Source organism: Sphingomonas kyungheensis (genome assembly GCF_037120395.1).
Classification (GTDB): domain Bacteria; phylum Pseudomonadota; class Alphaproteobacteria; order Sphingomonadales; family Sphingomonadaceae; genus Sphingomonas; species Sphingomonas kyungheensis.
In genome coordinates this window covers 566579-578357 of record NZ_JBBBDM010000002.1, presented here as the reverse complement: position 1 = coordinate 578357, position 11779 = coordinate 566579, and the positions used below count along the sequence as shown (strand labels likewise).

The 11779-nt window shown below is 70.2% G+C and carries 9 protein-coding genes; 7 read left to right on the top strand and 2 right to left on the bottom strand.

Translation table 11 applies throughout. From position 1 onward, the window contains the following. The first annotated feature begins 2 nt into the window (after nt 1-2). A complete protein-coding gene (locus tag V8201_RS06745; RefSeq protein WP_037530620.1) occupies nt 3-1472 on the top strand; it encodes a phospholipase D-like domain-containing protein in 1470 nt (489 codons plus the stop codon). Between the two features lie 33 nt (nt 1473-1505). Here the strand turns inward: V8201_RS06745 and V8201_RS06740 are convergent, their stop codons facing one another. Continuing rightward, nucleotides 1506-3926, bottom strand: coding sequence for a TonB-dependent receptor (locus tag V8201_RS06740; RefSeq protein ID WP_336544805.1), 2421 nt, complete (start codon nt 3924-3926; stop codon nt 1506-1508). Between the two features lie 127 nt (nt 3927-4053). After that, nucleotides 4054-5676 carry an alkaline phosphatase D family protein gene (locus V8201_RS06735; protein ID WP_336544804.1) on the bottom strand — a complete coding sequence of 541 codons (1623 nt, stop codon included), beginning with the start codon at nt 5674-5676 and terminating at the stop codon, nt 4054-4056. Nucleotides 5677-5782: 106 nt separating this feature from the next. Here V8201_RS06735 and V8201_RS06730 point away from each other — a divergent pair, with 106 nt between their 5' ends. The 6 genes from V8201_RS06730 to V8201_RS06705 all read left to right on the top strand — a co-directional run bounded on the left by V8201_RS06730 (nt 5783) and on the right by V8201_RS06705 (nt 11734). Further along, nucleotides 5783-6238 carry a MarR family winged helix-turn-helix transcriptional regulator gene (locus V8201_RS06730; RefSeq protein WP_336544803.1) on the top strand — a complete coding sequence of 152 codons (456 nt, stop codon included), beginning with the start codon at nt 5783-5785 and terminating at the stop codon, nt 6236-6238. 9 nt (nt 6239-6247) lie between these two features. After that, on the top strand, nt 6248-8227 hold the full coding sequence (locus tag V8201_RS06725; protein ID WP_336544802.1) for an FUSC family protein: 1980 nt from the start codon (nt 6248-6250) through the stop codon (nt 8225-8227). Beyond that, on the top strand, nt 8224-8463 hold the full coding sequence (locus tag V8201_RS06720) for a DUF1656 domain-containing protein (RefSeq protein ID WP_037530614.1): 240 nt from the start codon (nt 8224-8226) through the stop codon (nt 8461-8463). Before V8201_RS06725 ends, V8201_RS06720 begins: the two co-directional genes overlap by 4 nt. Before the next feature lie 7 nt (nt 8464-8470). Continuing rightward, on the top strand, nt 8471-9370 hold the full coding sequence (locus V8201_RS06715) for an efflux RND transporter periplasmic adaptor subunit (RefSeq protein ID WP_336544801.1): 900 nt from the start codon (nt 8471-8473) through the stop codon (nt 9368-9370). Beyond that, nucleotides 9367-10791, top strand: coding sequence for an efflux transporter outer membrane subunit (locus V8201_RS06710; protein WP_336544800.1), 1425 nt, complete (start codon nt 9367-9369; stop codon nt 10789-10791). The genes V8201_RS06715 and V8201_RS06710 overlap by 4 nt, the downstream gene beginning before the upstream one ends. A gap of 67 nt (nt 10792-10858) precedes the next feature. After that, the gene (locus tag V8201_RS06705; RefSeq protein WP_336544799.1) at nt 10859-11734 is read left to right on the top strand and encodes an SDR family oxidoreductase; all 876 of its coding nucleotides are present in this window, start codon (nt 10859-10861) and stop codon (nt 11732-11734) included. Nucleotides 11735-11779: the final 45 nt, after the last annotated feature.

Sequence of the window (11779 nt, the reverse complement as noted above, 5' to 3'; positions counted from 1 at the left end):
CTATGGGCGATTCAGGCACCGACCGATCCGGGTTGCTCGCATGCGACCGCAACGTCTGGCGTATCGCCCACGCCGACCGCCTGTCGGTGATCGTCGACGCAGACCGCTATTTCGGCGTCGCGCGCGAGGCCTTCCTGCAAGCCAAGCGGCGGATCATGCTGGTCGGCTGGGACTTTGACGCGCGCATCCGGCTGGTCGGCAGCACGGTCAGCACCGAAGGGCCGGAAACGGTCGGCGACTTCCTCTACTGGCTGGTCGAGCGCAATCCCGAGCTGGAACTCTATCTGCTGCGCTGGGATGTCGGCGCGCTCAAATCGGTGCTGCGCGGCAAGACGATGTTCACCGTGCTCAAATGGGCGCGCCACCCGCGCATCCACGTCAAGCTCGATCACCATCACCCGACCGCCTCGTCGCACCATCAGAAGATCGTCTCGATCGACGATTGCCTCGCCTTTTGCGGCGGCATCGACATGACCGCCGAACGCTGGGACACGCGCGCGCATCGTGACGACGATCCGGGTCGCAAGCTGCCCGGCGGCAAGCCCTACAAGCCGTGGCATGACGCGACCACCGCCATCACCGGCAAGGCCGCCGCCGCGCTCGCCGAATTGTGCCGTGCGCGCTGGCAGCTCGCGACCGGCGCGAGCCTGCCGGCGGTCGAGGTCGCGGGGAGCTGCTGGCCGCCGTCGCTCGACACGATGTTCGAGGACGTCGATCTCGGCATCGCGCGCAGCCAGCCCGAGATGCCCGATTCGCCCGCGGTGACCGAGGTCGAGGCGCTGTTCCTCGACCAGATCCGTTCGGCCAAACGCCATATCTATTGCGAAAGCCAGTATTTCGCCTCGCGTCGCATCGCCGAGGCGATCGCCGCGCGGCTCGACGAAGTGGACGGGCCGGAGATCGTCATCGTCAACCCGCTCACCGCGCAAGGCTGGCTCGAACCGCTGGCGATGGACACCGCGCGCGCGCGGCTGGTCGAGACGCTGCGGCGGCGCGACACCCACGGGCGGCTGCGCCTCTACCATCCCTTCACGCGCGGCGGCACCGCGATCTACTGCCACGCCAAGATCACCATTATCGACGACCAGCAGTTGCGCGTCGGCTCCGCCAACATCAACAACCGCTCGCTGCGCCTCGATACCGAATGCGACGTGATCCTCGACGCGGCGCGCCATCCCGATGCCGGGCTCGAAGCCAAGATCCTCGCGGTGCGCAGCGACCTGATCGCCGAGCATCTCGACGTGCCCGCCGAACGCGTCGACCAGTTGCTCGAACAGACCGGCTCGCTGATCGAGACGATCGAGCGATTGCGCGGTCCCGGCCGCTCGCTGCGGCCCTATAGCGTGCCCGACCTCGACGGGCTGGAGGAATGGCTCGCCGACAATGAGGTGCTCGACCCCGAGGGGCCGGGTGAGATGTTCGAGGCGGTCGCGCACCGCGGCCTGTTCCGCGGTCGCCTCCGCCGGTCGTGAGGCGGGGGCCGCAGCCCCCGCCCCGCCGCCCGGTCAGAAGCCGCCGGAGAGCGTGAAGAACGCCATCCGCGGCGGCTGCGCGTAGGTGTTGTAGGTCTTCGTGATCCCCACCCCGCCGATCTCATAGATGCCGCGACGCGCGGTCAGGTTGGTGATGTTGACCGCGAAGCGCAGGTTGTGCAGCCCGGCGATGCGATCCTGCGGCAGCGTATAGGCCGCCTGGAGATTGAGCAGGAACCGCCCCGGCACCGACTGGTCGTTGGTATAGGTGGCGAAGCGGCGACCGACGTAATCGCCGATCACTTGCGTCTCGAACGGCCCGTCGGCGAGTGTCAGCACCGTCTTGTTGAGCCAGCGCGCGACGTTCGGCACTTCCTTGCCCGCGGTGCGGATGATGCTGCTGCCGCTGGTATAATCATCGGCATAGCGCGACCGGTTGTACGACAGCGCATTGTACAGCGACACCGCCGGCCCGAAGCGCAGCGTCGCCGCCGCGTCGATGCCGTTGGTGCGCACCGCGCCGACGTTCTGGAGGATGCTCGCACCGCCGAGCACCGATCCGATCACCTGCGTCGAGCTGATCTGGAGCAGCCGGTTGCTGAAATCGACGTGATAGGCGCTGACCTGCGCCTCGATCGCGGTGAGCGGGCCGGCCTGCACTCGCCGCCGGGTGCGGACGCCGGCCTCATAGGTCCAGGCGCTCTCCGGCTGGGTATTGGCCTTGATCGCTTCAAACAGGTCCTGGCTGCCGACGTTATAGGGCGACAGGCCGGCGGCGATCGACGCCTGGAACTGGCGGACGTTCTGCTGGATATGGCCGAACACCTGATCGTCGGCGGTCACGTCCCACACCGCGCCGATCGCCGGAAGGAACCATTTGCGCGTGTTGAGCTTGCCTTCCGGGTAGCGGGTCGACGCGCCGCCGGGCAGCGGCATCGCGTTGGGCAGCGGCTGGGTCGGGACGCGGCCGTCGGCGAATTGCAGGCTCGACTTAAATCCGGCCTCGACCGCAAGATTGGGGGTGACGTGCCAGCGGTCCTGCAGATGCAGCTGCACCACGTCATAGCTGACGACGCTGGCATATTGCGTCAGCTTGCGCAGCGCGGGATCGGCCCATTCATAGGGCGACGGCGGCGCGGCATCGACCGGCACCGCATACCAGCGGCGGAAGATTGTGTTGCGGTTATGCTCATACCAGCCGCCGAGGCCGATCTCGTGGTCGTCCGCGGTGATCGCGAGCGACGAGAGCCAGCCCCGGCGGTCGATGCCATATTCGGTGGTGCGCAGCGCATAACCCGAACCGCCGAACACCGACTTCAGGTTCTGGCCGGGAAAATAGACGGCGAACAGCCCCGGCAGCCCCGCCGCCGACACTGGCCCGACGATCTGCCCCTGCCCTTCGTCATGATGACCATAGACCTGATTGGAGAAGGTCACCGCGTCGCTGAAGCGATAATCGTATTTGACGTAGAACAGATAATCGGTGCGCTGCGCATCGCCGTAATAATTGCTGTAGTTATTGGGGTTGTTGGCCGGCGGCTTGCCGTTGGCATCGACATAGGCGAGCGCGGCCTGCCAGTCCGGATAGAGGACGGTGCGGAAATAGGGCTCGATCCCGCCGGCATTGTGCGCGACCGAATCCTGATTGGGCTCCGCCTTGTCGGAGAATGCCGCATAGCCGGTCAGCGTGCCATGCTCGCCCTTGTGGACGAATTTGGCATTGCCCTGCCAGCCGCCCTGGTTGGCGCGAAATTCCCAGGCGCGCGCCTTCTGGCGGACGATCGACAGATAGCCGCTGTTGGTGCCGCCGAGCGCCTCCGCCGCGCCGCTGTCGATGCGGAGATAGGTTCGCTGCGCGTCATAGCTGCCGAGCGTCTGCGCGAAGCGGACGCCGGCGCGGGCGGCAGGGGCGCTGGTATAGGTCTCCAGCCCGCCGCCGAGATTGCTCGCCGAGGCGGTGGCGAGGTCGGCGGCGCCCGAGGTCAGCCGGACCGAGCCGACATCCTCGCTGATCACCGCACGCTGCGGCGAGAGGCCGTTGTAATTGCCGTAGGACTGGTCGCCGAGCGGCACCCCGTCGAGCGTGAAGCCGAGCTGGTTCTGGTTGAAGCCGTGGACGATCAGCGAGATGTTCTGCTCGTTATTCCCCCACGGATCGGCGGTTTCGAACTGGACGCCGGGCAGCGTCTGGATCGCCTTCACCGGATTGACGCCGGGCAGCACCTTCTGGATCTCGGCACCGTCGAGGGTCACCGCCGATCGCGTCGTCCGCGTCGCGGTGACGACGACGACGCCGTTGGCATCGTCCTCCTGCGGCGCAGGGGTCGCGGCGGCCGGGTCGGCTGCGGCAGCCGCCTGTGCCGCCGCAGCCGAAGCCTGACCGAGCGTGGCCAGCGAAACCGCCAGCAACAAAGCGCCGCGGCACCGATGCACCGCGTTGAACATCCGTGACATAATGATCCCCAAATCCGCCGCATCACCGCGGCGTGATCGGGGCCGTTACGGACGCTATGTGACGGTTCCCGGTCGTATCGATTGCGCTACCAAGTCGAACGCCAAAGTGTTGCGGCAAACCGGCGTTTCACGCCATGACGTGGCGATCGCGCAACACCGTGGCGCGGTGGCCGGGCGCGGCACGCGGCGTGCGCGTCTTGATCCCGTCGACCATGATCCAGTCGTTGGTGACGTGATCGGCGGCGATCGTCATCGCCATATAGCCGCGCCGCGACGTGTCGCACCATTTCAGCTCCGGGTTGGCGCGGACCAGCGCGGCGGCGACGCGCGCCGGATCGGTCTTGAGGCTGCTCTCGAACCCCGGCGAGGTGACGCTATGCCCGGCGAACTCGACCGCGGCGGGGCGGCCGTCCTGCGCGAGATCATAGGCCCAGGCGTTGTGGCTGTCGCCGGAGATCACCACGGTATTGCCGCCAAGCTGCTGCACCGACCTGAGGAAGCGCGCGCGGGCGGCGGGATAGCCGCCCCAATTGTCGTAATTGAACGGCAGGCCGAGCTGCCCCGCGACGACGCCGGCGTGGACATAGCCCTGCGCCGCCGGCGTCATGTCGGCGAGCCATCGCTCCGTCTCCGCCGGCATCACCGTCGCGCCCATGATCGTGCCGAAGCCGACGATCTGCCACGGCCGGCCGCTGCGCACCGAGGCGCGCATCGCATGCGCGAGCCACACCTCCTGCTGGCTGCCCATCATCGTCGCAGCCGGGTCCTGCCATGCGCCGTCGCGGAACGCCTTGAGCGCCGTTGCCGGATCGGCGGCGCGGAACAGCGGCGCGATATCGGGCTGGCGGGTGCGCGCGAGCAGCCGCGTCTCGGTGCGGAACAGCGTCGCGAGGCCGCCGATATCATAGGCCCGCCACGGCTCGTCGGACACCGGCATCCATTCGCGATAGGCCTGGATCGAGGCGGCACGGCGGGCGTTCCAATCGCCTTCGGTGGCGGGATCGTGGTTCTCGGCGCCGCCCTCCCAGCTGTCGTTGGCGCTCTCGTGATCGTCCCACTGGACGATCATCGGCATCGCCGCGTGCAGCGCCTGGAGATCGGGATCGGCGCGATAGCTGCCGTAGCGCAGCCGGTAATCGGCGAGGTGGATCGTCTCGGCGAGCGGCGCTGGCGTGCGGCCGGGCACCGCGTCGGCGGGCAGCGGATAATGCGCCGGCGCATATTCGTAGAAATAGTCGCCGAGGTGGATGGCGCAGTCGAAATCACCCTGGGCGACCGCATGCGCATAAGCGTTGAACCAGCCGAAGCCGATGTTCGAGCAGGAGAAGATCGCCGCGCGCCACGGCGCCATGCCGTCTTCGGGCAAGGTCGCGGTCCGGCCGACCGGCGAGCGGCTGCCGTCGGGGGCGACGAAGCGGTAATGATAGCGGCGGCCGGGCTGCAAGCCGTCGACGGTGATCTTGGCGGTATGATCGCGCCACGGCCCGGTGATCTGCGCGCCGCCGGCGACGATGCGCGCGAAGTCCGGCGTCTCGGCGACCTCAACGCGCAACTCGACCGCGCCGCCGTCGGCGGGGACGTAGCGCGTCCACAGCAGCATCGAATCGGCGGCGGGCTCGCCGCTCGCCACCGCATGGGTGAAGCCGCGCGCCGCGCCCATCGCCTGCACGGCGAACGCGCCGCCCGGCAAGGCGGTCGCGCCCAGTCCGATCATCGCGGTCTTGATCAGCAGGCGGCGGTCGAGAATCATGGCGGGCTCCTCCAAAGTCTCGCCGCCATGCCGCGCGATTGTGAAAGCCGCGCGACGCCAACGCTTTTCGGTTGCGGATGATTAGTTACCTAACTATCTAGCAGTCGTGACCTCCCCCACCCCTGCCCAGATGCGCGCTTTCTCCGCCCACCTCGTCCCGCTCGGCCGGCGCTACCGACGCGCGCTCGACAACGGGCTCGCCGGCCTGTCGCTGTCGCATACGCCGGCGCTGGCGGTGATGCTGATCGGCCGCGCCAGTGAGGGCCTGCGCCAGGGCGCGCTCGCCGATCAGCTCGGGGTCGAGGCGCCGTCGGTGGTGCCGCTGATCGACCAGCTCGAACGCAGCGGCTTCGTCGAGCGGCGCGTCGACAGCACCGACAAGCGCGCGCGGCTGCTCCACCTCACCCCGGCCGGGACGACGCTCGCCGCGCAGGTCGAGGAACGCACCGCCGAGATCCGCCAGACGCTGCTCGCCTGTATCGAGGCGGAGGAGCTCGTCATCGCGACGCGCGTGCTCGACCGGCTGCACGCGACGATGGCGCGTCTCGACGCGCAGGGCTGAGCAACGACGATGCGGATCGGCCTGCGCGAGACGGTGTTCTCCGCCAATTGCTTCGCCGCGGCGATGCTGGCGCTGTTCGTCTCCTTCTCGCTCGGGCTGGAGCGGCCGTTCTGGGCGATGGCGACCGTCTATATCACCAGCCAGCCCCTCAGTGGCGCGGTGCGATCGAAGGCGGTGTTCCGGCTGATCGGCACGATCGTCGGCGGCAGCGTCGCGGTGCTGCTGGTGCCGGCGCTGGTCGACGCGCCGCTGCTGCTGTCGCTGGCGCTCGCCGGCTGGGTCGCGCTGTGCCAGTTCGTCTCGCTGCTCGATCGCACGCCGCGCTCCTACGTCTTCATGCTCGCGGGCTATACCGCCGCGCTGATCGGCTTCCCGTCGGTGACGCATCCGGAGATGATCTTCGACACCGCGATCCTGCGCGTGCAGGAGATCGGCATCGGCGTGCTCAGCGCCGCGATCATCCATGCCGTCGTCTGGCCACGCAGCGTCGGCCAGGTGTTCGGCGCGCGCGTCCGCGTCGTGCTTGGTGAAGCGGAGCAGTGGATCGGCGACGTGCTCGCCCCCGTCCCCGCATCCGGCACCGCCCGCGCGCGGCGCAAGCTCGCCGGCGATATCACCGACCTTCACGTCACCGCGACGCACATTCCGTTCGATACCGCCCGGCTGCGCCCGACCCGCGCGGTGCTGACCGCGATGCAGGACCGGCTCGTGCTGCTGATCCCGCTCGTCTCGGCAATCGAGGACCGCTGGCGCCAGTTGCGCGAGCAGACGCCCATGGATGTCGCCGCGGCGGTCGCGTCGGTGCGTGGCTGGGTGAGCGACTCTGCCCTCTCCGCCGAACCCGTGCTCGCCGAACTGCACGCCGCCCGCACGGCGGCGGACACCACGACCTGGCGCGACCTGCTCGCGCTCAACCTGCTCGCCCGGCTCGAGGAGCTGGTGCTGGCACTGGGCGAGACCCGTGCGCTCGCCGCCGCGGTGGCGCAGCCGGGCAGCCGCCCGCCGGTGTCCGTGGCGAGCGTCACCCGCCCGCTGCACCGCGATTATGGTCTCGCGGCGCTGTCGGCCTTCGCGACGTTGCTCTGCGTGCTCGGCTGCTGCCTGTTCTGGATCGCCACCGGCTGGCCGGAGGGCGCGGTGGCGGCGATGATCGCGGCGGTGGTCTGCTGCTTCTTCGCGACGCTCGACGATCCGGTGCCGGCGCAGCGCGGCTTCCTGATCTGGACGATCGCCTCGCTGCCGCTCGCCGCACTCTATCTGTTCGCGATCCTGCCGGCGATCGACGGTTTTGCGATGCTGACGCTGGCGATGGCGCCGCCGCTGCTCGCCATGGGGGCGGTGATGGCGCTGCCGAGCTGGTACGGTCGGATGGTGCCGATGCTGATCGGCTTCGCCGGCGGCCTCGCGCTCACCAATCGCTTCACCGTCGATGCGGCGAGCTTCTTCAACGGCAATGTCGCGCAGGTCATCGGCATCGCCGCGGCGATGATGACGACGCGGCTGGTGCGGAGCATCGGCGCGGGCACCGCGATCCGCCGGCTCCGCCGCGCCGGCTGGCGCGACCTCGCGCAGCTCGCCGAACGTCCGGTCGACACCGCCGCGGGGCAGGTCACCGCGTGGCGCAGCCGCATGCTCGACCGCGTCGGCCTGCTCGCCAGCCGCATCGGCGAGGTCGAGGACGAGGAGCGCGACGCCGCCGCGGCGACGCTGCGCGAATTGCGCGTCGGGCTCAGCATCGCGCAGATCGCGCCGCTCGCCGATCAGGCGCCGTTGCGCAGCGCGCTCGCCCGGCACTTCCGCGATCTTGCCCGCGGCGACGAGGCGACGCCGTCTGCGGAGCTTCTGGCGCAGATCGACGAGGCGCTGGCGGCGGGCCAGGCCATCGCCGATCCGGCGCAGCGGCGCGACGCGATGGTCAATCTCGTCGGCCTGCGCCGCAACGTCTTTCCGGCGGCGAACGACTGGCAGGATGCGAGGGCGGCGGCATGACCGGCGACATCGATATCGCCGGGGTCTTCGTCCACCCGCTGCTGCTCGCCGCGATCCTCGCCTTCGCCGCTGCCGAGCTGATCGGCTGGGCGCTCGCCCGCGCGCACCTCTATCGTTTCGTCTGGCATCGCGGCCTGTTCGATGTCGCGCTGACCGTCATCCTGTGGGCCGGCATCGCCGGCCTGATCACCGGCGGCGACCCCGCCAGCCTGCTCGGCCCGAGCCCGTTCGGCTAGAAAGCTTATGACCCTCCATCCTTCGTTGCGCGTCGCCTCACGGATCGGCGTCACCCTCGCCCTCGTCCTGCTCGCGGTCGTCGCCGGCCGCCGTCTCTGGGACCATTACGAGACCGAGCCGTGGACGCGCGACGGCCGCGTCCGCGCGGATATCGTCCAGGTCGCGCCCGACGTCTCCGGCCTCGTCACCGAGGTGCTCGTCCGCGACAACCAGCCGGTCGCGGCGGGAACGCCGCTGTTCCGCGTCGACCGGCCGCGCTACCGGCTGGCGGTGGCGCAGGCGGAAACGGCGGTCGCGGCGCAGCGCGTGCTGCTCGCACAGGCACGGCGCGAGGCGCAGCGCAACCGCACGCTCGGCGACCTCGTCGCCGGCGAGGTGCGCGAGCAGGGCGACGCCAAGGTCGCGCAGCTCGCCACCGCCTTGTCGCAGGCGCAGATCGCGCTCGCCACCGCGCGGCTCAACCTCGCCCGGACCGAGGTGCGGGCGAGCGTCGCCGGTACGGTCAGCAACCTCGACCTGCGGCCCGGCGACTATGCCACCGCCGGTCATCCGGAATTCGCGATCATCGACCGCGGCTCGCTGCATATCATCGGCTATTTCGAAGAGACCAAGCTGCCGCGCGTCCATGTCGGTGACCCGGTGCGGGTGCGGCTGATGGGCGACGATCAGGCGATCACCGGCCATGTCCAGAGCATCGCCGGCGGTATCGAGGATCGCGACCGCAGCGCCGGCGCCAATCTGCTCGCCAACGTCAATCCGACCTTCAGCTGGGTGCGGCTCGCGCAGCGCATCCCGGTGCGGGTGGCGATCGACCGGCTGCCGCGCGGCGCGATGCTCGTCGTCGGCCGCACCGCGACGGTCGAGGTGATGCCGCGGACGCCGCACGACAAGGGCGCGACGGCATGACCTGCCGCCTCGGCCTCGCCGCCGCCACCGCCGCGCTGCTCGCCGGCTGCACCACCGCCGGCCCCGACTATCACCGGCCTGCGGCGGCGGTGATCGACCGCCCGGCCGCGGCGGCGCCGTTCGTCGGCGGCAACGAGGCCGCTTTCGCCGCGCTGGCGCCGGTGCCCGATCGCTGGTGGCAGCTCTACCGCGATCCGCTGCTCGACCGGCTGGTCGAACAAGCGCTCGCCGCCAACACCGATCTGCGCGTCGCCACCGCCAATATCGCGCGGGCGCAGGCCTCGCTCGACGTCGCCGAGGATGGCCGCCGCGTGCAGACCGCGTTGCAGGCGGCGCCCGGCTACGGCCAGCGTTCGGCCGAGGAGGAATTGCGGCCCGGCGCCGCGCTGCCGCGGTCGTTCGTCTATGCGGCGAACGCGGGCATTTCCTACCAGCTCGACCTTGCCGGGCAGGTGCGCCGCGCGATCGAGGCCGCCGATGCGGATGTCGCCGCGACGCGCGCCGCCTATGACAGCGTCCGCATCACCGTCGCCGCGGATACGACGCGCGCCTATCTCGATGCCTGCGCCTCGGCGCGCGAGATCGCCGTCGCGCAGCGCGCGCTCGACCTGCAACGGCGGACGACGCAATTGACGCAGCGGCTGGTGCGCGCCGGGCGCAGCGGTTCGCTCGACGCGACCCGTTCGACCGCGCAGGAGGCGCAGGTCCGCGCGACGCTGCCCGGCTTGCAGGCGACGCAGCGCCTCGCGCTCTACCGGCTCGCGACGCTGACCGGCCGCCCGCCCGCCGAGTTCGACCGCGACGTCGCCGCCTGCACCGCCGAGCCGCATCTCGACCGGCCGATCCCGATCGGCGACGGTGCCGCCTTGCTCCGCCGCCGCCCCGACGTGCGCCGCGCCGAATGGGAGCTGCGTGCCGCCACCGCCCGGATCGGCGTCGCCACCGCCGACCTCTATCCGCGCATCGCGCTCGGCGCGTCGATCGGCTCCGTCGGCCTCGCCGAGAACGCCTTCGGCAGCGACACCTACAAATTCTCGCTGGGGCCGCTGATCAGCTGGCAATTCCCCAACCGCACGCGGGTGCGCGCGCGGATCGCCGCGGCGCAGGCCGACAGCGACGCCGCTTACGCACGTTTCGACGGCGCGGTGCTCACCGCGCTGCGCGAGACGGAAAGCGGCCTCACCGTCTACGCCCGCGACCTCGACCGCGTCGCCGCCCTGCGCGATGCCAGCCGTCAGGCGGGCAAAGCGGCACGCGATGCCGAGACGCTGTTCCGCGCGGGGCGGACCGGCTTCCTGCCGGTGCTCGACGCGCAGCGCACCGCGATCGGCGCCGACCAGACGCTCGCCGCGGCGGAAAGCCGGCTCGCCGGCGATCAGGTGCAGCTGTTCCTCGCGCTCGGCGGCGGCTGGCAGGCGTGATCATGCGGCGGAGCGATCCGCCGCCTGCGTCGTTCCTGTCGCGCCCCCCTTTCGGACAGGACATGCCATGACCGACGATCCCCGCACCAGCGCGCCGACCGAATTCCCGAACGAACCCGAACAGCCGCGCCCCGGCCTCGAAGACAAGATGCGCACCCGCCCCGATCATGGCGAGGACAGCTATCGCGGCAAGGGCCTGCTCGACGGCCGCGTCGCGCTGATCACCGGCGGCGACTCCGGCATCGGCAAGGCGGTGGCGATCGCTTATGCGCGTGAAGGCGCCGACGTCGCCATCTCCTACCTCGCCGACGAGCAGGTCGATGCCGAGGACACCAAATCGTGGGTCGAGAAGGCGGGCAGGCGCTGCCTGCTGCTGCCCGGCGACATCCGCAGCGTCGCGCAATGCAACGCGCTGGTCGAGCGCACCGTCGGCGGGCTCGGCAAGCTCGACATTCTCGTCAACAACGCCGCCGCGCAGACGATGAACGAGGATCTCGCCAGTATCGACGATGCAGAGATGGAGGGCGCCTTCGCCGCCAACGTCTTCGCGATGATCCGCCTCGCCAAGGCCGCCGCGCCACACCTCAAGCCGGGATCGGCGATCGTCAACACGACGAGCATCCAGGCCAAGGTCGCGACCGAGAATATGATCGTCTACGCCACCACCAAGGGAGCGATCGCCAGCCTGACGATCGGCCTGTCGAACCTGCTCGCACCCAAGGGGATCCGCGTCAACGCGGTGGCGCCGGGGCCGGTGTGGACGCCGATCCAGCCGATCGCCAAACCGACCGACGAATTGAAGACGCTCGGCCAGTCGACCCCGCTCGGCCGCGCCGGCCAGCCCGGCGAACTCGCCCCCGCCTATGTCCTGCTCGCCTCGGCGGAGGGAAGCTACATGACCGGCGCGGTGGTTCCGGTGACCGGCGGCGGGCCGATGTACTGATCCCGCTGACGCGGAATGTTGCGAGAGGCGGCGGCGGCAGGCGTG

Bases quoted from the DNA above. Each gene is read 5' to 3' on its own strand.
- V8201_RS06745 (WP_037530620.1), top strand. From the start codon at position 3: ATGGGCGATTCAGGCACCGACCGATCCGGGTTGCTCGCATGCGACCGC.
- V8201_RS06740 (WP_336544805.1), bottom strand. From the start codon at position 3,926: ATGTCACGGATGTTCAACGCGGTGCATCGGTGCCGCGGCGCTTTGTTG.
- V8201_RS06735 (WP_336544804.1), bottom strand. From the start codon at position 5,676: ATGATTCTCGACCGCCGCCTGCTGATCAAGACCGCGATGATCGGACTG.
- V8201_RS06725 (WP_336544802.1), top strand. From the start codon at position 6,248: ATGCGGATCGGCCTGCGCGAGACGGTGTTCTCCGCCAATTGCTTCGCC.
- V8201_RS06720 (WP_037530614.1), top strand. From the start codon at position 8,224: ATGACCGGCGACATCGATATCGCCGGGGTCTTCGTCCACCCGCTGCTG.
- V8201_RS06715 (WP_336544801.1), top strand. From the start codon at position 8,471: ATGACCCTCCATCCTTCGTTGCGCGTCGCCTCACGGATCGGCGTCACC.
- V8201_RS06710 (WP_336544800.1), top strand. From the start codon at position 9,367: ATGACCTGCCGCCTCGGCCTCGCCGCCGCCACCGCCGCGCTGCTCGCC.
- V8201_RS06705 (WP_336544799.1), top strand. From the start codon at position 10,859: ATGACCGACGATCCCCGCACCAGCGCGCCGACCGAATTCCCGAACGAA.